Here is a 20,003-nt window from a genome sequence, read left to right on the forward strand (position 1 = left end):
AAGTGAATCAAAATGCTGATGCATATCAACGGCATCCCGCACGTTCCTGAGCTGCTGCAAACACTCCGGGAGAGACTATGCGTACCACCCTGCTGCTCGGCGCCCTCGCCGCCGTCACCTTCGCCACCGCCGCCCAGGCACAGGACGCCGGCGATCCGGCGCCGTTTTCGGGCATCTATGTCGGCGCCGCCGGCGGCTATGACGTTCAGCCCAACGACACCGGTTCGACGATCCTGTTTGACCGCGGCTCGAACGGCAGCTTCGGCGACACGGTGATCGCGAACGGCGGCAACGCCTTCACCCCGGGTTTCTGCAACGGCCGCGCCCGCGCCGCGACGCCGCTGCCCGCCGGCTGCGCTAACGACAAGGACGGCTGGTCCTATTATGGCCGTATAGGCATGGATTCGCAGACCGGCAACATCGTGATCGGTGCGCTCGGCGAGTTCGGCAAGACCGAGATCACCGACAGCGTCAGCGGCTTCTCGACCACGCCGGCCAATTACGTGATGACCCGCGACGTGAAGTGGGAAGCGAGCATCCGTGGCCGCATCGGCTATGCGCCCGGCACGACGCTGTTCTACGGCACCTTCGGTCCGGGCTATGCCAATATCGACCGCAGCTTCACCTCGACCAATACCGCGAACGCCTTCACCCAGTCGGGCAAGCGCAAGCAATTCGGCATCGTCGGCGGTGGCGGCATCGAGCAGAAGCTCGGCGAGCATTTCTCGGTCGGTATGGAATACACCTACCACCAGTATAACGACGACGACGCCCGCGTCCGCGTGGCGCAGGGCAGCGCGCCCGCGACCAACCCGTTCGTCGTCGGCGGCACCACGACCGACTTTCGTCGCTCGGACGAGAAGTTCCGCTGGCATTCGCTGCGCGCGACGGCGGCCTTCCGCTTCTAAGCGCGATCGTCACGCCCGTTCGAAAGGGATCGGCTTCGCAGGAAGCCGGTCCCTTTTTGCTGCATGCATCACGCGGGAGGACCGCGGTCTGTCCTACACGCCGGGCACGTGATATCTCCCGCAGCGACGCTCTTTCTCATCGCCGCACCACGATCATGACAGATTTGGAAACGATGGAAGTCGATCGTTTCCGTTAAGGTGTCCATGTTGTCCATGTCGTCCAACATGGCCGTGGTCCCCCGGCCTCCCGCAAGCCCTATGCGAAGGTCGGTCCCGACACCCCAAGCGAGTACCCCGGCGTAGGCCGGGGCCCAGTTGGGTGAAGCTTTGGAATAACTTACGACGCTTCATCCTAACCGGACCCCAGGCTTCGCGGCACCGCCGCAAACCTCTCCCAGTACTCCCGCGCAGGCGGGAGCCCAGGAGTCACGCACACTATAAGATGTTGTTTCGCTTGGCCCTGGGTCCCCGCCTTCGCGGGAACACGAGAAAGGGACCACGGCCTTTCTCGGCGGGATCGACATCCAGCGGCCGGAGTGAAATCCCTCCCCCGTCAGGAAGTGCCAAGTTGGATTGCCCCCGGCGATTCAAGCCCACGCCACCACCAGCAAAGAAAAAGGCCGCCCCCTCGCGGGAAGCGGCCTCCTTCACACCCAAATCGCGATGGCTCAACGCACCCGCGGGCCACCGAACGGCAGCGGCGGCGGCGGACGCCGGTCGCGGCGCGGCAGCTGCGCCTGATAGGCGTGGCCGCAATGCGCGACGCAATACGGGAAACCGGGGTTCACCTTGTCGCCGCAAAAGTGGAAGTCCGGTTCGCCGGGATGGCCGAGCGGCCATTTGCAGATCCGGTCGTTGAGATCGAGCAGCGTCGTCTTGCCGGCGATCTCGGGCGACGGCTTGGCGGGCACCAGCCGGCGCGGCGGCGCCGGAGTGGAGGGCGGCTGCTGCTCGCCGGGCGACTGGCGGACGAATCCGCCGGGACCGACCGAGCGCAGGATCGGCTGCGGCTCGCGCTTGGGGGCGGCGACGACCTCTTCGTCCTCCTCCTCGTCCGCATCGTCCTCGACGACGTCATCCTCGTCCTCGTCAGCATCGGCCGCGACGACCGGCTCCGGCGCCGGACGCGGGGGAACCGGCGGCGCCGCGACCACCGGTGCCGGCGCGGGTTCGGGCTCGGCCTCGGGCAGCGGCACGTCGGGCACCGGCGCGGCGGCGACCGGCTCGTTCGGCTTCACCGGCGACGGGCGCGACTGGAGGCCCAGGCGGTGAGCCTTGCCGATCACCGCGTTGCGGCTGACGCCGCCCAGCGCCTCGGCGATCTGGCTGGCGGTCTGCCCCGCCTCCCACATCGTCTTGAGCGTGTCGATCCGCTCGTCGGTCCAGGACATTATCACGTTCCTTACACTTGCGCCGGGTTGCGGGCGGCTGCGGCTGCGGTTACCCGCTTCGGCCATGAGCAGCCAGCCCCCAATCGGCGAGATCCAATCGGCAATCCGGTCCGCACCCGGCGTTCCGGTCATCCGGAACGTGAACTGGGGCGGCCTGAAGACCCTCTATGTGAAGGAGGTGCGCCGGTTCTTCAAGGTCCACCTCCAGACGGTGTGGGCGCCATCCATCACCACGTTGCTGTTCCTGATCGTCTTCACCATCGCCACCGGCGCGAAAAGCCCGGTCGTGGTCGGCGGCATCACCGTCCCCTTCGCCGATTTCATCGCCCCCGGCCTCATCATCAGCCAGGGGATGATGGGCCCCGCCTTCGCCAACGCCAGCTTCTCGCTGCTCGTCGGCAAGATCCAGGGGACGATCGTCGATTACCTGCAACCGCCTCTATCGACGTGGGAATTGCTCGCCGCGCTGGTCGGGGGCGCGATGACGCGGGCGTTCATCGTCGGCTTCATCTGCTGGTGCGCAATGGCGCTCTACCCCGGCGTCCACGTCACGCCGACCCACCCGCTGGCGATCCTGTGGTTCGGCCTGCTCGGCGCCGCCTTCCTGTCGTTCCTCGGCGTGCTGACGTCGATCTGGGCGGAGAAGTTCGACCATGCCGCCGCGGTGACCAATTTCGTCATCGCGCCGCTGTCGCTGCTGTCGGGCACCTTCTACTCGGTCGACCGGCTCGCCCCCGCCTTCCGCGCGTTCAGCCACGCCAATCCCTTCTTCTACATCATCTCCGGCTTCCGATACGGCTTCCTCGGCACCGCCGATTCGCCCATCATGGTCGGCAGCATCGCGATCCTCGCGGTGGACATCGCACTGGGGGTCTTATGCTATCAGCTGCTCAAGCGAGGCTGGAAGCTCAAGAACTGATCGCGCTGGCGGCGACGGCGCTGATCGCGCTGACGCCTCTCGTGGCATCGGCGCAGACGCCCCCCGCCGCCGCGGCTGCCCCCGTGGCGGACCCAGCGGTCCGCACCCGCGCCACCGCGCTGATCCCGGTGCTCGCCGGCCGCCCCGGCTACGACGCCCTCTTCACCGCTGCCTTCCGCCAGGCGGTACCGCCTGCGCAATGGACCGCCCTCGCCGCGCAATTGCGCGCCACGCTCGGCGAGCCGCGCCGCGTCGCCCGCCTCGATCCCGCCGGTCGCTGGGCGGCGACGGCAGTGATCGACTATGACCGCGGCACCGCGACGCTGCGCCTGTCGCTCGATCCCGCCGCGCCGCATGCGATCGCCGGCTTGCTGATCACCGGCACCGACTTGCGCGGCGACACGCCTGCCAAGGTGCAGGCCGACCTCGCCGCCTTGCCCGGCATCGCGCAGGTCGGCATCTACGCGCTCGACGGCCCGCAACCCGCGCCGCTCGCCGAAACCCGCGCCGACACCCCCGCCCCGCTCGGCTCGGCGTTCAAGCTCTGGGGCCTCGCCGAGGCGGCGCGGCAGGTCGCGGCGGGGACGCGCCACTGGGACGACGTCGTGACGGTCGGGCCGCCGTCGCTGCCCTCCGGCATCCTCCAAAACTGGCCGCGGGCCACGCCGGTAACGCTCCAGACGCTGGCGACGCTGATGATCTCGATCAGCGACAACACCGCCACCGACACGCTGGTCCGCCTGCTCGGCCGCGGCGAGGTGGATGCGATGGCGGCGCGATACGGCGCCACCGGCCCGGTCCTGACCACCCGCGAAGCCTTCGCGATCAAGGCCAACCCCGCACTCACCGCCGCCTGGACCGCGGCGGATGCCGCCGGTCGGCGCGCGCTGCTGGCGACCGAAGCAACGCGGATCGACGCCGCCCGTCTCGACCCGCTGATGTTCTCCTCGGGTCCGCTGGCCAGCGAGACCGTCGAATGGTTCGCCGCCCCGCGCGACATGGCACGCCTGCTCGCCGATCTCCGCGATGCCGGCCCGGTGGTGCGCGACATCCTGTCGATCAACCACGGCGTCGATCCCGCGACCGCGGCGCGCTTCGCCTATGTCGGCTTCAAGGGCGGCTCAGAACCCGGCGTCATCGCGCTCAACCTGCTGGCGCAGACGAGGACCGGCCGCTGGTATGCGATCTGCGCGAGCTGGCACAGCGCCGACGGCGCGGTCGACGAGCCCCGGCTGATGGCGCTGGTCACGCGCGCGCTGGGGCTATTGGCGTCCTGACATGGCGGCGTCGCGCGCCAGCCACTCGCTGCGCAACATCGCGTAGATCAACGTATCGCGCACGCCGATATGCGTCTGCCATTCGGCGCGCAGCCGTCCCTCGCACGTGAAGCCGATCCGCTCCAGCAGCCGCGCGGAGGCGACGGCGTCGGGATCGATATCGGCGAACAGGCGCCGCGTGCCCTCGCCGAACAGCTGCGCGATCACCGCGCTCACCGATTCGCGCGCCACGCCGCTGCCCCACGTCGCCCGTGCGAACAGATAGCCGATCTCGCTGACCCCGGGCCGCCTCTCGCCGACATAGACGAAGCCGATCGCCGCCGTCTCGCCCGCCCGCACCGCCGCCCAGGCGCGCTGCCCTAGTCGCATGTCCGCGAAATAGGCGCGCAGTTCCTCGACCGACGCGAACGGTCCGCGCGACCACCAATGCATCACCTCGGGGTCCGCCATGGCGGGAAACAGCGCCTCGGCGTCGTCCGGCACCAACGGCCGCAGCGTCAGCCGCGCCGTCGTCAGCGTCGGCGTATCGCTCACCCGGTCAGCGCGTCGACCAGCGCCCGGACCTTCGCCTGCCGCCATTGCGGCAGCGGCGCGACCAGCCAATAGCCGCAGCGCGACGGCTGCGGATCGCCGACCACCGCGACCTTGCCGTTGGCGATGTCGCGCGCCGCGAGCAGTTCGGACACCGTCGCACGGCCGAGCCCCGCCACCGCCGCATCGATCGCAAGACCCGCATCGGCGACGCGAACCAGCGCATGGCCGTCGCCACCGGGGCAGCCCGGCCAGGCGATCAGCGTCTCCGCCGCGCCGGGCGCGGCGATCGTCACCATGCCCTCCGACTCGAGCGCCTCGCCCTCATGCTCGCCCGGCCCTTCGCCCCAGCGGATCGCGAGGTCGAGGTTCGCTTCGGTGAAATCGACCGCATCGTCCGCCGCGATCAGCACGAAGCGCAACTCGCCGTCGCGCTGCGCGACCTCGGCGAGCCGCGGCATCAGCCATTTCTCGGTCAGGTCGCGCGGTGCGGCGATGGTCAGCGATTTGGACGATTGACCGGCCTGCATCGCGCGGACCGCCTCTTCAAACTGGAGGAAACCGTCGCGTAGCGCACCCAGTCCGGCGTCCGCCTCGGGCGTCAGCTCCAGCCCCCGCGTGGTGCGGCGGAACAGTACCACACCCAGCGTATCCTCCAGCGCGCGGATCTGCTGGCCGACCGCGGCGGGAGTCACCGCCAGCTCGTCGGCGGCGCGGGTGAAGCTCAGGTGGCGCGCCGCGGCGTCGAGCACACGCAGCCCGTTGAGCGGCAGATGTGTCCGCTTCACGATTCGACCGCCGACGCGAGCAGCGCGAATTTGGGGATCGCCGCGTCGAAGCAGGCACCGTCCTCGTCGATCATCCTATAGCTGCCCTGCATCACCCCGCTCGGCGTCTGCAACGGGCAGCCCGAGACATAGTCGAAGCTCGCGCCGGGCGCGATCAGCGGCTGCTCGCCGACGACACCCTCGCCCTCCACCGAATGGCGGGCACCACGTCCGTCGATGATCACCCAATGACGGGTCAGCAACTGCACCGCGCGCGCCGATTCATTCTCGATGCGGATATGATAGGCCCAGAACCAGCGGCCACGCCGCGGCTCGGACTGTTCGGGCAGATAGCTTACCGCCACGCGTACCGTCACCCCGTCGGTGGTCGCGGCATGCGGGAAGAATTCCTTCACAGACCGACCTGCCGCAGCGCCTGGTCGAGATCGTCGATCAGGTCCTGCGGATCTTCCAGCCCGACGTTGAGGCGCAGCATGCCCTCGTTGATCCCCATCTCGATCCGCTTGTCCTCGGCGACGCCGGCGTGCGTGGTCGAGGCGGGGTGCGTCATCAGCGAGCGCGAATCGCCGATGTTGTTCGAAATGTCGATCAGCGCCAGCGCGTCGAGCAGCCCGTGCGCCTGTGCGCGATCGGCGACCTCGAAGGCGAAGATCGGGCCGGTCGCCGACATCTGGCTCATCGCCAGGTCGTGCTGCGGATGGCTGGGCAGGCCGGGATGGAGGATGCGCGGCACGCGGCCTTCGAGGAAGCGGCCGACGGTAATCGCGCTCTGCGACTGGCGCTGGATGCGCAGATCGAGCGTCTCCAGCCCCTTGAGCACCACCCAGGCGTTGAACGGCGACAGCGTCGGGCCGGTGTTGCGGGTGAAGGGCAGCAGGGTGTTGTCGATGAAGTCCTTGCTGCCGCACACCGCGCCGGCGAGCACGCGGCCCTGCCCGTCCATCATCTTGGTCGCCGAATAAGCGGTGACGTCGGCGCCGAAGTCCATCGGCCGCTGGAGCGCCGGGGTGGCGAAGGCATTGTCGACGACGCTGACGATGCCGCGCTCGCGCGCGATGCCGCAGACCGCGCGCAGATCGACGACGTCCATCGTCGGATTGGCGGGCGTTTCGAAGAAGAAGACCTTCGTCTCGGGCCGCACCGCGTCGAGGAACGCCTGCGGGTCGCGCGCATCGACCACCGTCGTCGCGATGCCGAACTTGGGCAGCAAGGTATCGGTCAGCCAGCGGCACGAGCCGAAGGCGGCGCGACCGCCGACGAGATGGTCGCCGGACTGCAACTGGCAGAGCAGCGCCGCGGTCATCGCCGCCATACCGGTCGCCATCGTCCGGCACGCCTCGGCACCTTCGAGCAGCGCGATCCGCTGTTCGAGCATCTCGACGGTCGGGTTCTGGAGGCGGGAATAGGTCATCCCCTCCTGCTCGCCGGCGAAACGCGCCGCGGCATCGGCCGCCTTGTCGTAGGTATAGCCCGAGGTGAGGAACAGCGCCTCGCTGGTCTCGCCATATTCGCTGCGCGCGGTGCCGCCACGGATGGCGAGCGTCGCCGGACGCCAGTTGGCGGTGATCGAGCGGTCCTGTCCTGCCTTGCGCTTCATGCGATGCGCTTAGCCGGACGGGTGCGGGCGGTGCAAGCGTTGCGGGCTTCCTACTCCTCCCGAGTCCGGAGAGTTGATCTTGCCAAGCCGCCCCTCCACGAGGACAAGACCGACGTGCGCCTCTTCTCCCGCCCCCTGCCCGCCGCGCTCGCCATCGGCCTCGTCGCGCAGTTGCTGTTCTGCTGGCGGCTGACCACGCCGCACGTGCTCGTCTTCGACGAGGTCCATTACGTCCCCGCGGCGCGGATGCTGCTCGGACTGGTCGGGCCGGTGAACATCGAGCATCCCTTGCTCGGCAAGACGCTGATCGCGCTGGGGATGACGATCTTCGGCGACGGCCCGCTCGGCTGGCGCGCGCTGTCGACCGTCGCGGCGAGCGCGGTGGTGACGGGGGTGTTCGCGATCCTCTGGCTGGTGTTCGGGCGGGTGCGCACCGCGAGCCTCGGCGCGGCGCTGACGCTGCTCAACTTCACCGTCTTCGTGCAGGCGCGGATCGCGATGCTCGACGGGTTCATGGCGGCGTTCGTCGTCACCGGACTGGCCGCGCTGTTATGGGCGATGCGCGCGCGGGGCGCGGCGGTGTGGTGGCGGTGGCTGCTCGGCGCGCTGCTGCTCGGGCTGGCGGTGGGGACGAAATGGACCGCGCTGCCGTATCTGGGCCTTGCCGGCGCGACCTATCTGATCGCGCGCTGGCGGCGGCCGGACCTCTGGCCCGGTCTCCATCCGCTGATCGCATTGCCGCTGCTTGGCGGCGTAGCGATGCTCGCCTATTTCGCCACCTTCTGGCCCGCCTTCCTCTATGCCGATCAGCCGCTGACGTTCGCGCGGCTGCTCCCCTTCCAGCTCGACATGTATCGCCAGCAGACGCAGGTGCTGCCGCCGCACACCTATCAGTCGAGCTGGTGGACGTGGCCGTTCGACTGGCGGCCGGTCTGGTATTTCTACGAGCCGGCGGACGGTGCGCAGCGCGGTATCCTGCTGCTCGGCAATCCGGTGGTGATGTGGGGCGGGCTGGTCGCGGTGGTCGCCGGAATCGCGGCGTGGGTGCGCGACGGCGACGCGCGGACCGGCGGCGTCGCCTTGCTGTGGATCGCCAGCGTCGCGATGTGGGCGCTCATCCCCAAGTCGTTGGGCTTCTATTATTATTACTATCTGTCGAGCATCTGGCTGGCGATGGCGATCGCCGCGGCCTTCGATCACTGGCGGGTGCGCCTGCGCTATTGGGACGAGGCGTTCCTCGCCGCGAGCGCGGTGCTGTTCATCCACTTCTACCCGATCCTGTCCGCCGCGGCGCTGCGCGGGCCGGGGTCGTTCCATGGCTGGATGTGGCTGAAGAGCTGGGTCTGACCTCGAAATTCAGGAGGGAGAAACCGTCGCGTCAGTACCGCCCCCATACGAATTTCGACGACAGCGCGTAATTCCACACCGCGCCCACCAATATGCCGAGCAACGCGGACGCCGCCGCGCCCTCGTTGTGGACGTCGTGGACGAAGGCGGCGATGCCGACGTTCGCGACCAGCCCGACCGAACAGACGACGCAGAACGACACCCAGCCGTCGAGCCATTGCCGCACGCCCTTCAGCCGCCGGTCGCGATAGGTCAGCGCGTTGTTGAGCGCGAAATTGAACGTCATCGCCGCCAGCGCGCCGAGGATCTGCGCGCCGAGGAAGGCCGCGCCGAACAGCATCGCGACGCCGAGCACGCCCATATGCACGCCGACGCCGAGCACGCCGATGCACGAGAACATCGCAAAGCGCACCGGCACGAACCGCCCGAACATGCGGTCGTAGAGCGCGATTAGATATTCCATCGCGACGACGTGATCGAGTTTCGACTCGCCCTCCGTCCGCACCCGGAAGGTATAGGGCAGTTCGGCGAAGCGCAGCGGTTCGGCGCTGGCGGTCATCAAATCGAGCAGGATCTTGAAGCCGATCGCCGACAATTCGGGGGCGAGCCGCCGCGCATGCGCGGTGCGGATCGCGAAGAAGCCGCTCATCGGATCGCTGAGGTCGCCCTTGAGCACCCGGCGCGACAGCCGCGTCGCGAACGCCGATTTGGCGACGCGGTCGCGGTCCCAGTCGCCGGTCCCCCCGCCGTCGACGAAGCGCGAGCCGACCACCACGTCGAGATCGGCATCGGCCTGCAACAGGTCGAGCATCTTGGGCAGCAACGTCTCGTCATGCTGCAGATCGCCGTCGATCACCGCGACCACCGGCGCGGCGGTCGCGCACATCCCCTCGATACAGGCGGACGACAGTCCGCGCCGGCCGATGCGATGGATCACCCGCACCCGCGTATCGACCCGCCCCAGCTCGCGCGCCGCCTCGGCGGTGCCGTCGGGACTGTCGTCGTCGACGAAGATCGCTTCCCAGCGCCGCCCGGCCAGCGCCTGATCGAGCCTGGCGATCAGCGTCGGCACATTGGCGCGTTCGTTGAACGTCGGGATGACGACCGCGATCTCGAGCAGCGCGCTCACAGGACGGCGAGGACGGCGTCCCCCATTGCGGCCGTGCTCATCGTCCCGCCGAGATCGGCGGTGCGCGCGCCGTCGCGGATCGCCTGCGCCACCGCCGCCTCGATCCGGTCCGCCGCCGCGCCGTTCCCGAGAGAATGGCGCAGCATCATCGCCGCCGACAGGATCGCGGCGCAAGGGTTGGCCTTGCCCTGTCCGGCGATATCGGGGGCCGAGCCGTGGATCGGCTCGTACAGCCCCTTGCCCGCATCATCGAGGCTCGCCGAGGGCAGCATGCCGATCGAGCCGGCGCACATCGACGCCTGATCCGACAGGATGTCGCCGAACAGATTGCCGGTGACGATCACGTCGAACTGGCCGGGATTGCGCACGAGCTGCATCGCGGCATTGTCGACGTACATATGCGTCAGCGTCACGTCGGGATAGTCGGCGGCGACCTCGATCACCACGTCGCGCCACAATTGCGAGGTTTCGAGCACGTTCGCCTTGTCGACCGAGCAGAGCTGGCCGCGCCGCTTGCGCGCCGTCTCGAACCCGACGTGGGCGATGCGCCGCACCTCGGTTTCGTCGTAGCTCATGATGTCATAGCCTTCGCGATGACCCGCGGCGGTGGTGCGGCGGCCCTTCTCACCGAAATAGACGTCGCCGTTGAGTTCGCGGACGATGACGAGGTCAATCTGGCGCGCGACGTCGGGCTTCAGCGCCGAGGCGTCCTCGAGCCCCTCGAACAAGGTCGCCGGGCGCAGGTTCGAGAAGAGCGACAGATGCTTGCGCAAGCCGAGGATCGCCTGTTCGGGGCGCAGCGCGCGTTTGAGCGAATCGCAGCTCGGATCGCCGACCGCGCCGAACAGCAACGCATCCGCGCGCCGCGCGACGTCCAGCGTCGCCTCGGGCAGCGGATGGCCGACGCTGTGATAGGCGACGCCGCCGACCGGTGCCTCTTCATAGGTCAGGTCGAGATCGAGCGCGTCGAGCACGCGGCGCGCCTGGGTGATGACTTCGGGGCCGATGCCGTCGCCCGGCAGGAGTGCGATCAATGCCATGGCCGCTGCCTAGCCGCGGCGCCGGGCTTCACGCAACGGCCCTTTTCAGCATCGCGACCAGCCGTTCGCGCGCGACGAGCGGATCGGCGCGGCGATCGGTGAGCAGATCGCGCGCGAGGAAATGGCCGGTGATGGCAAGGCCGGCAAGGATATCGGGCCAGTCCGCCGCGCCGCCTTCGGTCAGGAAGGCTGGCAAAGCGAACAGCCGCGCCTCATAGCCATAGGCCGCGCCGCGGCTGACCGCGCCGCCACTGCGGGGGGAGACGAAGCCGAGATCCTCCTCGCCACCGGTGACGACGCAGGCGGTGAGATCGAGGCCGAAGCCGAGCTCGGCAAGCAGCAGCAATTCGTAGCGGACGAGCGCAGTCGCCCAGCCGCGCGCCGCCGGCGCCGCCTCGACCGCGTCGAGCACCGCGCCGAGCGCGTCGTAGAGCCGCGGATAGGGCTGCGCCTCGGGCAGCGCCGCGGCGGTCAAGGCGGTGACCCAAGCGAGCGCGGCGGCGGGCAAGGGCTCGCCGTGCAGCGCGGCGCGGCTGTGCAGCGGTTCGACGGTGAGCGCGGCGAGCTGTTCGCCGGTGCGCGCACGCCATTCGCCGGCGATCGCATTGGCCGGCTGCAACACGGGGCGCAGATGCCGCGACCGGCCGCCGCGGACATAGCCGGGCTGGACGCCGTCGCCGCGGGTCAGCGCGCGCACCACCGCGCCGTGCTCGCCATGCGCGCGGATCGCGAGAACGATGGCTTCGGCGCGCAGGTGCATCAAGGGGATATAGCTCCCCGGCCCTTTCCCGCCAGAGGCAGGACCGGCGGCACGCTACCGCCGCACCCGCTTTGCCAGCGCCGCGACCCGCGGACGCCGCGCCGCGCGCTTGGCGTGCGCCATCGCCCCATCGAACGCCGCCAGTGCCGCCAGCGTCGCCCGGTTCGCCAACGTCGGACGCAGCAGCAACAGGTCGACGCAAGCCACACCGTCTGTGGCGAACTGGCGCTTGTGCTGGCCCTCGCCCTCGGTGAAGTCGAAGCGCGCGAACCGGTCGGCGAAAAGATCGCGCATCGCCGCCGCATGCAGCACCGTACCGGGCGACAGCTCGCCCCACGCCGGATCATGGCCGACATGATCGTAACGCAACGCAGACCCCTGCGCGGTACAGCACAGATAGGCCGCCGGCACCCCGCCGATCAGCAGCAGCCACGCACGCAGCCCGTCCGCCGCCGCCAGCGCCGACAGATGCGCCACCGCCGCCGGATCCTCGGGCAGGCCGGCGTCGAGCAGGCGTTCCTGATAGGTCGTCGCCGACACGGTTCGTGCCAGCGGGTAGAAGGCCGCGAAGTCCGCCGCGGTCCGATAGGCGTGGATCGCCAGCCCCGCCGCCTCGATCTTCCGCGTCTTGCGCTTCAGCGTCGACCGCGCCGAGCCCGACAGGCCCGCGAGCCACGCCGCATGGCCGATGCCCAGATCGGTATAGAAACGCGTATAGCGCTGGCGCACCATCGCGACACGGCCGCTACGCTCCACCGCGGCGGCGAGCGATGCAGGCAGCGAGGTGATCAGATAGCCGTCACCATCGGTCTCGGGCAGGATCGGCACCTGCCCCGCCAGCACCTCGTCGAGCGACAGCGCCACCCGCACCAGCCGTCGCCGCACCGCTGCCACGGTCCGCGCCCCGATCTGGAACTTGAGCGCCACCACCGTCATACGCCGCGTTCCGCGACCCAATTCGACCACAGTTGCTCGGCCTGCCGCAACCGCCGGCGGAGCGCATTGGCGCCGAGCGGGCGATCGTCCTGCCCCAGCGCCAGCGCGGGACGGTCGGCGAAATGCGCCGTCGGCAGCGCGTCGGTGCGCAATGCCAGCAGCCGGCACAAGGTATCGAAACGCCGGACGTGCACGCCATTGGCGCGCGTGCCGAGCCGGTTGGCGAGCTCGAAGCCATGGCTGACGATCGTCACCGCGGCATGATCCTCCGCCGCGGCATGATCGAGCGCCGCCGCAGTCTCCGCCCCCGACAGCGCGCATAATTGGAAGGTGCGCCACATGCCCGGCGCATCCTCGATCACCGTCACCGGCACCTCGATCAGATGATGGTCGATCGGCGCGATCTGCGCGGGCGGCAGCGCGATCCGGCTCTCCGCCGCCTCGGCGCCATTGTGGCTGCTGTCATAGGCGAAACCCAGGTCTGCGAGCGCGATCAGCGTATCCTCGTTCGCCGCATAGCCGCCGGCGCGAAACGCGATCGGCGCCGGTGCGCCGGCGGCGACGAGCAGTTCGACCGCGCCGCGCAGCAGGTCGCGCTGCTCGGCCAGCGTATATTCGTGCAGCTGGAAGCGGGCGTAATGCGCGCCACGATCGCCGACCCGCGCCGCGGTCCAATTGGGGTGGAGATGGAGCTGCACCTCCTGCCCCGCCGTGAGAATGGTATCGACCATCCGCTTGACCGGCGCGAGGCCGAAGATCAGCGCGGGCATCGGATCGACGAAGAAACACGCCTTCAAACCGTGCTCGGCGAGCAGATCGAGCTGATAGCCCAGCCCCACCCCGGCGGGTTCGATCGACCGCGCATAGATCGTCTCGACGTCGAGCCCGGCGGCGTGATGCCGCCAGGCGAATTCGGTGTCGATCGTGAGGAAGACGCGGGTCACCATGGCCCGGCCATACGGCAGGGACATGAACAATTGGTAGGGCCATCACCGTGCGTGGTAGAAGTCGTACACCTGCTGCGCGACGCCGGCCGACACGCCCGGCGCCTTCTTGAGATCCTCGAGGCTGGCGTTGCGCACCGCGCGGCCGGTGCCGAAATGCATCAGCAGCGCCTTCTTGCGCGCGGGGCCGATGCCCGGCACCTCGTCGAGCGGGCTCGCACCGATCGCCTTCGAGCGCTTGTCGCGATGCGCGCCGATCGCGAACCGATGCACCTCGTCGCGCAGCCGCTGGAGGTAGAAGAGCACCGGCGCGTTGACCGGCAACTGGAACTCGCGCCCGTCGAGCATGTGGAACACCTCGCGCCCGTCGCGGCCGTGATGCGGCCCCTTGGCGACGCCGACCATGCACACGTCCTCGATGCCGAGATCCTCGAGCACCGCCTTGGCGGCATGGAGCTGCGGCTTGCCGCCGTCGATCAGCACCAGATCGGGCCACGTGCCGTCGTCGCGGTCGGGGGCCTCGTCGAGCTGGCGCGCGAAGCGGCGGCGGAACACTTCGCGCATCATGCCGACGTCGCTGTCGGTCGCCGCCTCGTTGCCCTTGATGTTGAACTTGCGATACTGGCCCTTGCGGAAGCCCTCCGGCCCGGCGACGACCATCGCGCCCAGCGCGTTCGTCCCCTGGATATGGCTGTTGTCGTAGACCTCGATGCGGTCGGGCGGCTCTGGCAGGTCGAACAGATCGGCGACCTCGCGCAGCAGCCGCGCCTGCGTCGTGCTCTCGGCCAGCCGCCGTTCGAGCGCCTCGATCGCGTTGCGCTTGGCCTGATCCATCAGCCGCCGCCGGTCGCCGCGCTGCGGCACCGACAGCGCGACCTTGTAGCCGGCGCGCTCGCCGAGCGCCTCGCCGAGCAACGCGCCCTCGGTCAGATCGCGGTCGAGCAGAATCGTCTTGGGCGGCGGCACCTCCTCGTAGAATTGGGTGAGGAAGCTCGCCAGCACCTCGTCCTCGGGCACCTCGTTGGTATGCTGCGGGAAGAAGCTGCGATGCCCCCAATTCTGGCCGCCGCGGATGAAGAACGCCTGGATGCCCATCGTCCCGTCGCGGCAGGCGAGCGCGAAGACGTCGGCGTCCCCGACACCCTCGGCGTTGATCGCCTGCGACCCCTGGACGAAGGTGAGCGCCTTCAGCCGGTCGCGGATCAGCGCGGCCAGTTCGAAATCCATGTTCTCCGCGGCCGCCTGCATCTGCGCGCCGAGCTTGGCCTGCACCTTGGTCGACTTGCCGGCGAGGAAGTCGCGGCAATCGTCGACCAGCTCCTGATATTCGTCCTTGCCCACGCGGCCGACGCACGGCGCCGAGCAGCGCTTGATCTGGTAGAGCAGGCACGGCCGGTCGCGCGTCTTGAAAAAACCGTCGGTGCAGGAGCGCAACAAGAACAGTTTCTGCAAGGCGTTGAGCGTGTTGTTGACGCTGCCCGCGCTGGCGAAGGGGCCGTAGTAATTGCCCGGCGCGCGGCGCGCGCCGCGATGCTTCTGCACGCGCGGGAAATCGTGATCGCCGCGCAGCAGGATGAACGGGAACGATTTATCGTCGCGCAGCAGCACGTTGTAGGCGGGACGATAGCGTTTGATGAGCTGCGCCTCGAGCAGCAGCGCCTCCGCCTCGTTGTTGGTGGTGACGATCGTCATCGACCGCGTCTGCGCGATCATCCGCTGCAACCGCTTGGTCAGCCCCTTGACCTGCGTGTAATTGGCGACGCGCTGCTTGAGCGAGCGCGCTTTGCCGACATAGAGGACGTCACCCTTGGCATCGTGCATGCGGTACACGCCGGAGCGGCTCGGCAGCGTGGCGAGGACGTTGCGGATCGCGGCGATCCCCGCGTCGAGATCCGGCGTATCGGACCCGCGGACGGTGAAGGTGGCGCGTTCTTCGTTGAATCGATCGGGAGGACCGTAACCGGACATGAGCGGCATGTAGGAGTCGCGGCGGTGCGGGGCTAGAGGGTTGCGACGACGCGGGTGTTTCCTCCCACGCCAATGCGAGGAACGGGGGTTACCGCCCCGATGGCAGCGCGCGGCGGCTCTGGACTTTTTTGGCCGGCGCCGACGGCTCCTCGATCGCCGCCAGATCCGCCGCCACCTTTGCGAGCAGGGCCGGGGTCATCTGCCCGCCGCTGAGCGGTGCGAGCTTGCGCAGCGACAGCGACTGGAACTTCGGCAGATTGGGGTCGTCGCTCATTCCCGGCACGTCGCGATCGAGGATCGCCTTCGCGCGCGGCTCGGCGATGAGGTCCGCGATCGGCGTATCGAGCGAATAGCCGCCCGCCGCCGGGGCCGCCGGGGTCGCCGCAGCAACGGGTGCGACCGGCGCGGCAGGCTCCGCCGGCGCGGTCACCGTTTCGTCGGCCGGCAGGTCGAGCGCGAATTTGTCCGCCGCCTGCGCGGCCTGCGAGGATTGCGCCAGCATCAGCGCGGCGAACAGAAGCATCGACATCGGGCCACCTCGATCCGGCTGCGCGAGGGCGCGCCGTACCCCGTTGTAGCAGCCCCGCGCCGGTGCGAAAGGGTCAGGCCTGCGCGAACATCTTGGTGCCGACGATGCCGATCACGGTCAGTGCCATGAAACACGCCTGCACCATGCCGACCTTGTCGCCGAACAGCAGCACGCCGCCGATGATGACGCCGACCGCGCCGCAGCCGGTCCACACCGCATAGGCGGTGCCGGCGGGCAGGCCGCGCATCGCCAGCGCGAGCAGCCCCATGTTGACGAAGGACAAAATGATCGGAACGCTCGACGCCTGCCACGTCGCGAGCGTCGCCGCCCATTTGAGGCTGAGCGCCCAGCAGATTTCGGTGAACACGGCGATGCCCAGGATGAGCCACGACATGGATGTTACTCCTGTACGGGCTCGTGGATGCAGGACGGCGCCGGAAACCCGGGAAGAGACGCGCGTCGAAAGTGTAGATCCTCCCCGGCACGGGGAGGTGGCAGCGCGTCAGCGCTGACGGAGGGGGATTTCCACAAACGCTCCGTGCGTGGGGAGCCCCTTCCACCACCCGCTGGCGCGGGCGGTCCCCCTCCCCGCGAGCGGGGAGGACTTGTCCTTAGTTTACCCGGCTGAGGCCGGCGATCGAGCGATCGATCATCGCCCGGTCCGCCTGCGCGTCGAGCTGCTCGGCGATCAGCACCGCCGCTGCCTTCGACGCCGTCTCCGCGGCCAAGGCACGGACCTCCGCGATCGCGGTCCGCTCGGCGGCAGCGATCTTGTCCTCGGCGCGCTTGGTGCGGCGGGCCATCAGCTCCTCCGCATCATGCTTCGCCTTGGCGATGATCTGATTGGCTTCCTGCTGCGCGTGATGACGCATGGTCACCGAATCCGCCTCAGCCGCCTTGGCCTTGGCCGCATATTCGTTGCGCAGCACCTCGGCCTCGGCACGCAACTTCTTGGCCTCGTCGAGCTGCTGGCGGACCGCGGCAATCTGCTTGTCGAGGCTGGCGGCGATCTTCGCCGGCACCTTCACGATCAGCATGCCGATCAGCACGACGAGCGCGGCGATGCCCACCCAGCCGGTGGTGTTGAAGCCCAGTGCGGTCGCCTCGACGGCATGCTCCGCACCCGGTTCGGAAACGTTGGCGGTCAACTGGCTGCCGTCGCGGACGTTCTGCGGCTGCATCGCTTCGGCCGATGCCGCGTCGGACAGATTGGCGGCGACGAGATTGCTGGCGGAATTAGCCATGCGCATTGCTCCGGCGCACCGCATCCGCGGCGGCATCGATGCTGACGGTCAGACCCGAAACCTTGGCGACCAGCTCCTGCGCGACATCCGCCGCGATCGACTGGAGGTTGAGCATCGCCTGCGCCTTGGCATTGCCGACCGCGAGGTCGTGATGCGCGAGCCGCTCGGCGAGTTCCGCATCGGCGGACCGGATCTGGCTTTCGGCGGCCTTGGCGGCCTGCGCCTTGGCGGCGGTGGTCTCGGCGAGCGCCGCGGCACGCGCCTCGTCCATCTTCAGACGCCATGCCGCCTCAACTTGGTCGGCGGCGAGACGGGCCTGTTCGGCCGCGGCAAGGTCGGCCGCGATCTGGCCTTCACGCGCGTCCACGGTCGCGATGACCCGTGGCACCATCATCTTGCCGATCCCGAAATACAGGATACCGAAGGTGACGAGCAGCCAGAAGATCTGCGAGGCGTAGGTGGCGGCGATCTGCGAAATCTGAGGCATTGAAGACCTTTTGCGCGACCTCGAAAACCGCCGGGCGCGCACGCCCGGCGGACAGGTTCGATGTTAGGCGACGAAGAGCAGGATGATCATCGTCACGAAGGCGAGCAGGCCGAGCAGCTCGGCGCCCGCGAAACCGATGAACAGACGGCCCTGCTGGCTGTCCGCGGCACCCGGGTTGCGCAGCGCACCCTCGAGGAACTTGGCGAACACGTTGCCCACGCCGAGCGAGGCGAGGCCCATGCCGATCGCGGCCAGACCGGCACCGATCATCTTGGCGGCTTCTGCGTCCATGTCAAAACTCCCGTATCAAATCTAAAGGTTGGAACGAAAAACTCAGTGCAGGTTGACGGCGTCGTTGAGATAGACGCTCGTCAGCAGCGCAAAGACATACGCCTGGATGGCGGCGACCAGCAGCTCGAGCAGCGTGATGCCGATCATCAGCAGGAAGCTGGGCAGCGAGATCAGCAGGCCATAGCCGGCGCCGAGGTTGAGACCGCTGATGACGAACGCGGCGAGCACCTTGAGCAGGATATGCCCCGCGGTCATCGCGACGAACAGTCGCAGACCCAGCGAGAAGGGGCGCACCAGAAAGCTCATCAGCTCGACGACGAAGATCAGCGGGATCATCAGCTTCGGCGTGCCGTGCGGCACGAACAGGCTGAAGAAGTGGAAGCCGTGCTTGCCGAAGCCGACGATCAGCACGATCGCGAAGCTGATCACCGCGAGCACACCGGTGACGGTGAGGTGGCTGGTGATGGTGAACGGATGCCAGCCCGGCACGATGCCGACCGGGGTCAGGCCCCAGATGTTGGCGAAGAGGATGAACATGAACAACGAGAAGACGTAGGGGACGAAACGCTTGCCCTGCGGCCCGATATTCGACGTCAGCATGTTCGAGACGAAGCCGGTGAAGCCCTCGACCGCGGCCTGCCAGCGGCCGGGGACGAGCTCGCGCTTCATTCCGCCCAGCATGAACAGCCACAGGCTGGCGAGCGTGATCACCATCCACAACGCCGAGTTGGTGAACGAGATGTCGTATCCCGCGACGACCCAATGCCGACCGAACAAAGGTTCGATCAGGAACTGGTGCATCGGATCGATCTTGCTGCCCGATTCTGCCGCCACTTGGCCCGTTCGCTCCCTAATACGACAAACGCCCGGTTATTCCGGGCGTTCGCCTGCAATCCGAATGATCTGCCTGAACGCGACGGCGATTCCTAGGAACAGCATCACGATCAGCGCCCATGGGGTCGTGCCAAACCAGCGGTCGATACACCAGCCGATCAGCGCACTGCCGACGAGGCTTCCGATCAGGGCCGCGAGCACGCGATTGCCGAGCGAATATCCCGCATCGGCCGTCGGCGCCCCCTGCCCCGTCCGCAACGCTTCGGCATGCCGGGCTTCCTTCAGCCGCTCGTCGAGCGCGGAAAGCCGCGGATCGTCCGCGCTGGTGAAGTCTCGCCCGGTCTCGTCTTCCGCCACGCGCATACCCTCGCCTGTTAATGCCAGCCGGGGGAGAAAACGCGCGGGGCGAGCGATCCCGCCAAGGCGTGGCCCGTTTAGGTGGGGGGTGCCGGGGTGTCAACCGTCTGGTTCCCCGATGGGTTTGGCGAGACATAAGTCCTCCCCGCCAAGGGGAGGACTTACCTTACTTGCAGCGTGGGTCGAGTTCGGGGGTGCCGGTGTTTTCCTTCCACTGGCCGGACGGCGTCTTGTACATCTCGCCCTGGCCGACCTTCGCCACCAGATTGCAGCCGCTGGTGAAGGCGAATTGCTCCACCGTCGCGCCGCTCGCCTGCGCGCTCGCGGTATAGGCGGCCTTGCGCTTGATGTTGATGTCGCGGACCAGCGCCTGCACCGACGCGCCGCCGCTCACCACGCCGAGATAGCCGTCGGGCTGTTCGCCGACCTGCTTCGCCTCGCGCGCGGCGGCATAGGCCGGGTCGCGCTGCGCCATCGCCATCGTCGACAGCCCCAGCAGGGCCACCGCGCCGGCAACGATCAAAAGCTTCGTCTTCATATCAGAATATCCCCGGATTCTGCTGGATCAGCGACTTCGCCTCGCCATCGAGACGATAGACGACCTCCTGCGTGACGCTGATGTTGAGGTTGATCTCGATCGGCTTGTCGGGCGCCGAGACGTTGATGCAGCCACCAAGCGTCGTCGCCGCCAGACCGATCCCGGCCAGCCCCGTCATGCGTCTCAAG

24 protein-coding genes are annotated in these 20,003 nt (G+C 68.5%); 4 read left to right on the forward strand and 20 right to left on the reverse strand.

The genetic code is table 11. The features are described 5' to 3' along the window. The first annotated feature begins 77 nt into the window (after positions 1-77). Positions 78-908: an outer membrane beta-barrel protein gene (locus tag FFS23_RS08705; RefSeq protein ID WP_137898294.1), complete on the forward strand. Its 831-nt coding sequence runs from the start codon at positions 78-80 to the stop codon at positions 906-908. 668 nt (positions 909-1,576) lie between these two features. On the opposite strand, the gene FFS23_RS08710 is transcribed toward FFS23_RS08705, so the two are convergent. Next, positions 1,577-2,299: a GcrA family cell cycle regulator gene (locus FFS23_RS08710; RefSeq protein ID WP_137898295.1), complete on the reverse strand. Its 723-nt coding sequence runs from the start codon at positions 2,297-2,299 to the stop codon at positions 1,577-1,579. A gap of 64 nt (positions 2,300-2,363) precedes the next feature. On the opposite strand from FFS23_RS08710, the gene FFS23_RS08715 reads away from it, so the two are divergent. Both FFS23_RS08715 and FFS23_RS08720 read left to right on the forward strand, forming a co-directional pair. Continuing rightward, on the forward strand, positions 2,364-3,218 hold the full coding sequence (locus tag FFS23_RS08715; protein WP_038662513.1) for an ABC transporter permease: 855 nt from the start codon (positions 2,364-2,366) through the stop codon (positions 3,216-3,218). Further along, on the forward strand, positions 3,176-4,495 hold the full coding sequence (locus FFS23_RS08720; protein ID WP_137898296.1) for a serine hydrolase: 1,320 nt from the start codon (positions 3,176-3,178) through the stop codon (positions 4,493-4,495). The genes FFS23_RS08715 and FFS23_RS08720 overlap by 43 nt, the downstream gene beginning before the upstream one ends. Here FFS23_RS08720 and FFS23_RS08725 read toward each other — a convergent pair. The 4 genes from FFS23_RS08725 to FFS23_RS08740 are packed head-to-tail and all read right to left on the reverse strand — an operon-like array spanning position 4,481 to position 7,411. Further along, positions 4,481-5,029 carry a GNAT family N-acetyltransferase gene (locus tag FFS23_RS08725; RefSeq protein ID WP_249340599.1) on the reverse strand — a complete coding sequence of 183 codons (549 nt, stop codon included), beginning with the start codon at positions 5,027-5,029 and terminating at the stop codon, positions 4,481-4,483. The genes FFS23_RS08720 and FFS23_RS08725 overlap by 15 nt on opposite strands. Beyond that, complete coding sequence (locus FFS23_RS08730; RefSeq protein ID WP_038662521.1) at positions 5,026-5,814, reverse strand: LysR family transcriptional regulator; 789 nt, start codon at positions 5,812-5,814, stop codon at positions 5,026-5,028. Before FFS23_RS08730 ends, FFS23_RS08725 begins: the two co-directional genes overlap by 4 nt. Continuing rightward, positions 5,811-6,209, reverse strand: a complete 399-nt coding sequence (gene apaG / locus FFS23_RS08735) for a Co2+/Mg2+ efflux facilitator ApaG/CorD (RefSeq protein WP_038662524.1) — start codon at positions 6,207-6,209, stop codon at positions 5,811-5,813. The genes FFS23_RS08730 and apaG overlap by 4 nt, the downstream gene beginning before the upstream one ends. Continuing rightward, positions 6,206-7,411 carry a trans-sulfuration enzyme family protein gene (locus FFS23_RS08740; protein WP_137898298.1) on the reverse strand — a complete coding sequence of 402 codons (1,206 nt, stop codon included), beginning with the start codon at positions 7,409-7,411 and terminating at the stop codon, positions 6,206-6,208. Before FFS23_RS08740 ends, apaG begins: the two co-directional genes overlap by 4 nt. Positions 7,412-7,525: 114 nt before the next feature. On the opposite strand from FFS23_RS08740, the gene FFS23_RS08745 reads away from it, so the two are divergent. After that, complete coding sequence (locus tag FFS23_RS08745) at positions 7,526-8,758, forward strand: phospholipid carrier-dependent glycosyltransferase (RefSeq protein WP_137898299.1); 1,233 nt, start codon at positions 7,526-7,528, stop codon at positions 8,756-8,758. Between the two features lie 31 nt (positions 8,759-8,789). On the opposite strand, the gene FFS23_RS08750 is transcribed toward FFS23_RS08745, so the two are convergent. The 15 genes from FFS23_RS08750 to FFS23_RS08820 form a co-directional block, all read right to left on the reverse strand. Then, positions 8,790-9,887, reverse strand: a complete 1,098-nt coding sequence (locus FFS23_RS08750; RefSeq protein ID WP_137898300.1) for a glycosyltransferase family 2 protein — start codon at positions 9,885-9,887, stop codon at positions 8,790-8,792. Continuing rightward, complete coding sequence (gene leuB / locus FFS23_RS08755; RefSeq protein ID WP_137898301.1) at positions 9,884-10,927, reverse strand: 3-isopropylmalate dehydrogenase; 1,044 nt, start codon at positions 10,925-10,927, stop codon at positions 9,884-9,886. The genes FFS23_RS08750 and leuB overlap by 4 nt, the downstream gene beginning before the upstream one ends. Before the next feature lie 28 nt (positions 10,928-10,955). Further along, the gene (gene recO / locus FFS23_RS08760) at positions 10,956-11,687 is read right to left on the reverse strand and encodes a DNA repair protein RecO (protein WP_137898302.1); all 732 of its coding nucleotides are present in this window, start codon (positions 11,685-11,687) and stop codon (positions 10,956-10,958) included. A gap of 54 nt (positions 11,688-11,741) precedes the next feature. Further along, entirely contained in the window at positions 11,742-12,623 is an 882-nt protein-coding gene (locus FFS23_RS08765; RefSeq protein ID WP_137898303.1) for a GNAT family N-acetyltransferase, read from the reverse strand. Beyond that, positions 12,620-13,570: a polysaccharide deacetylase family protein gene (locus tag FFS23_RS08770; RefSeq protein ID WP_137898304.1), complete on the reverse strand. Its 951-nt coding sequence runs from the start codon at positions 13,568-13,570 to the stop codon at positions 12,620-12,622. Before FFS23_RS08770 ends, FFS23_RS08765 begins: the two co-directional genes overlap by 4 nt. A 42-nt stretch (positions 13,571-13,612) precedes the next feature. Further along, complete coding sequence (gene uvrC, locus FFS23_RS08775) at positions 13,613-15,535, reverse strand: excinuclease ABC subunit UvrC (protein WP_038662545.1); 1,923 nt, start codon at positions 15,533-15,535, stop codon at positions 13,613-13,615. 88 nt (positions 15,536-15,623) lie between these two features. Continuing rightward, entirely contained in the window at positions 15,624-16,064 is a 441-nt protein-coding gene (locus FFS23_RS08780; RefSeq protein ID WP_137898305.1) for a hypothetical protein, read from the reverse strand. 73 nt (positions 16,065-16,137) lie between these two features. Next, a complete protein-coding gene (locus tag FFS23_RS08785) occupies positions 16,138-16,458 on the reverse strand; it encodes a DMT family transporter (RefSeq protein WP_137898306.1) in 321 nt (106 codons plus the stop codon). Positions 16,459-16,675: 217 nt separating this feature from the next. Next, a complete protein-coding gene (locus FFS23_RS08790; protein ID WP_137898307.1) occupies positions 16,676-17,308 on the reverse strand; it encodes a F0F1 ATP synthase subunit B family protein in 633 nt (210 codons plus the stop codon). Further along, positions 17,301-17,795 (reverse strand): F0F1 ATP synthase subunit B family protein, encoded by a 495-nt coding sequence (locus tag FFS23_RS08795; protein WP_137898308.1) that lies wholly within the window; start codon positions 17,793-17,795, stop codon positions 17,301-17,303. The genes FFS23_RS08790 and FFS23_RS08795 overlap by 8 nt, the downstream gene beginning before the upstream one ends. Positions 17,796-17,858: 63 nt before the next feature. Beyond that, positions 17,859-18,086: a F0F1 ATP synthase subunit C gene (locus FFS23_RS08800; protein WP_038662560.1), complete on the reverse strand. Its 228-nt coding sequence runs from the start codon at positions 18,084-18,086 to the stop codon at positions 17,859-17,861. 42 nt (positions 18,087-18,128) lie between these two features. Next, the gene (locus tag FFS23_RS08805; protein ID WP_038662562.1) at positions 18,129-18,920 is read right to left on the reverse strand and encodes a F0F1 ATP synthase subunit A; all 792 of its coding nucleotides are present in this window, start codon (positions 18,918-18,920) and stop codon (positions 18,129-18,131) included. A gap of 36 nt (positions 18,921-18,956) precedes the next feature. Further along, positions 18,957-19,283 carry an AtpZ/AtpI family protein gene (locus FFS23_RS08810; protein WP_038662565.1) on the reverse strand — a complete coding sequence of 109 codons (327 nt, stop codon included), beginning with the start codon at positions 19,281-19,283 and terminating at the stop codon, positions 18,957-18,959. A 160-nt stretch (positions 19,284-19,443) separates the two neighbouring features. Continuing rightward, the gene (locus FFS23_RS08815; RefSeq protein WP_038662568.1) at positions 19,444-19,815 is read right to left on the reverse strand and encodes a YdbL family probable chaperone protein; all 372 of its coding nucleotides are present in this window, start codon (positions 19,813-19,815) and stop codon (positions 19,444-19,446) included. A gap of 1 nt (position 19,816) precedes the next feature. Beyond that, positions 19,817-19,993 carry a YnbE family lipoprotein gene (locus FFS23_RS08820; RefSeq protein WP_171009435.1) on the reverse strand — a complete coding sequence of 59 codons (177 nt, stop codon included), beginning with the start codon at positions 19,991-19,993 and terminating at the stop codon, positions 19,817-19,819. Between the last annotated feature and the right edge of the window lie 10 nt (positions 19,994-20,003).

Source organism: Sphingomonas sp. 2SG (assembly GCF_005503285.1).
Classification (GTDB): domain Bacteria; phylum Pseudomonadota; class Alphaproteobacteria; order Sphingomonadales; family Sphingomonadaceae; genus Sphingomonas; species Sphingomonas taxi.

Bases quoted from the DNA above. Each gene is read 5' to 3' on its own strand.
- FFS23_RS08705 (WP_137898294.1), top strand. From the start codon at position 78: ATGCGTACCACCCTGCTGCTCGGCGCCCTCGCCGCCGTCACCTTCGCC.
- FFS23_RS08710 (WP_137898295.1), bottom strand. From the start codon at position 2,299: ATGTCCTGGACCGACGAGCGGATCGACACGCTCAAGACGATGTGGGAG.
- FFS23_RS08715 (WP_038662513.1), top strand. From the start codon at position 2,364: ATGAGCAGCCAGCCCCCAATCGGCGAGATCCAATCGGCAATCCGGTCC.
- FFS23_RS08720 (WP_137898296.1), top strand. From the start codon at position 3,176: ATGCTATCAGCTGCTCAAGCGAGGCTGGAAGCTCAAGAACTGATCGCG.
- FFS23_RS08740 (WP_137898298.1), bottom strand. From the start codon at position 7,411: ATGAAGCGCAAGGCAGGACAGGACCGCTCGATCACCGCCAACTGGCGT.
- leuB (WP_137898301.1), bottom strand. From the start codon at position 10,927: ATGGCATTGATCGCACTCCTGCCGGGCGACGGCATCGGCCCCGAAGTC.
- recO (WP_137898302.1), bottom strand. From the start codon at position 11,687: ATGCACCTGCGCGCCGAAGCCATCGTTCTCGCGATCCGCGCGCATGGC.
- FFS23_RS08765 (WP_137898303.1), bottom strand. From the start codon at position 12,623: ATGACGGTGGTGGCGCTCAAGTTCCAGATCGGGGCGCGGACCGTGGCA.
- FFS23_RS08770 (WP_137898304.1), bottom strand. From the start codon at position 13,570: ATGGTGACCCGCGTCTTCCTCACGATCGACACCGAATTCGCCTGGCGG.
- uvrC (WP_038662545.1), bottom strand. From the start codon at position 15,535: ATGTCCGGTTACGGTCCTCCCGATCGATTCAACGAAGAACGCGCCACC.
- FFS23_RS08780 (WP_137898305.1), bottom strand. From the start codon at position 16,064: ATGTCGATGCTTCTGTTCGCCGCGCTGATGCTGGCGCAATCCTCGCAG.
- FFS23_RS08785 (WP_137898306.1), bottom strand. From the start codon at position 16,458: ATGTCGTGGCTCATCCTGGGCATCGCCGTGTTCACCGAAATCTGCTGG.
- FFS23_RS08790 (WP_137898307.1), bottom strand. From the start codon at position 17,308: ATGGCTAATTCCGCCAGCAATCTCGTCGCCGCCAATCTGTCCGACGCG.
- FFS23_RS08795 (WP_137898308.1), bottom strand. From the start codon at position 17,795: ATGCCTCAGATTTCGCAGATCGCCGCCACCTACGCCTCGCAGATCTTC.
- FFS23_RS08800 (WP_038662560.1), bottom strand. From the start codon at position 18,086: ATGGACGCAGAAGCCGCCAAGATGATCGGTGCCGGTCTGGCCGCGATC.
- FFS23_RS08810 (WP_038662565.1), bottom strand. From the start codon at position 19,283: ATGCGCGTGGCGGAAGACGAGACCGGGCGAGACTTCACCAGCGCGGAC.
- FFS23_RS08815 (WP_038662568.1), bottom strand. From the start codon at position 19,815: ATGAAGACGAAGCTTTTGATCGTTGCCGGCGCGGTGGCCCTGCTGGGG.
- FFS23_RS08820 (WP_171009435.1), bottom strand. From the start codon at position 19,993: ATGACGGGGCTGGCCGGGATCGGTCTGGCGGCGACGACGCTTGGTGGC.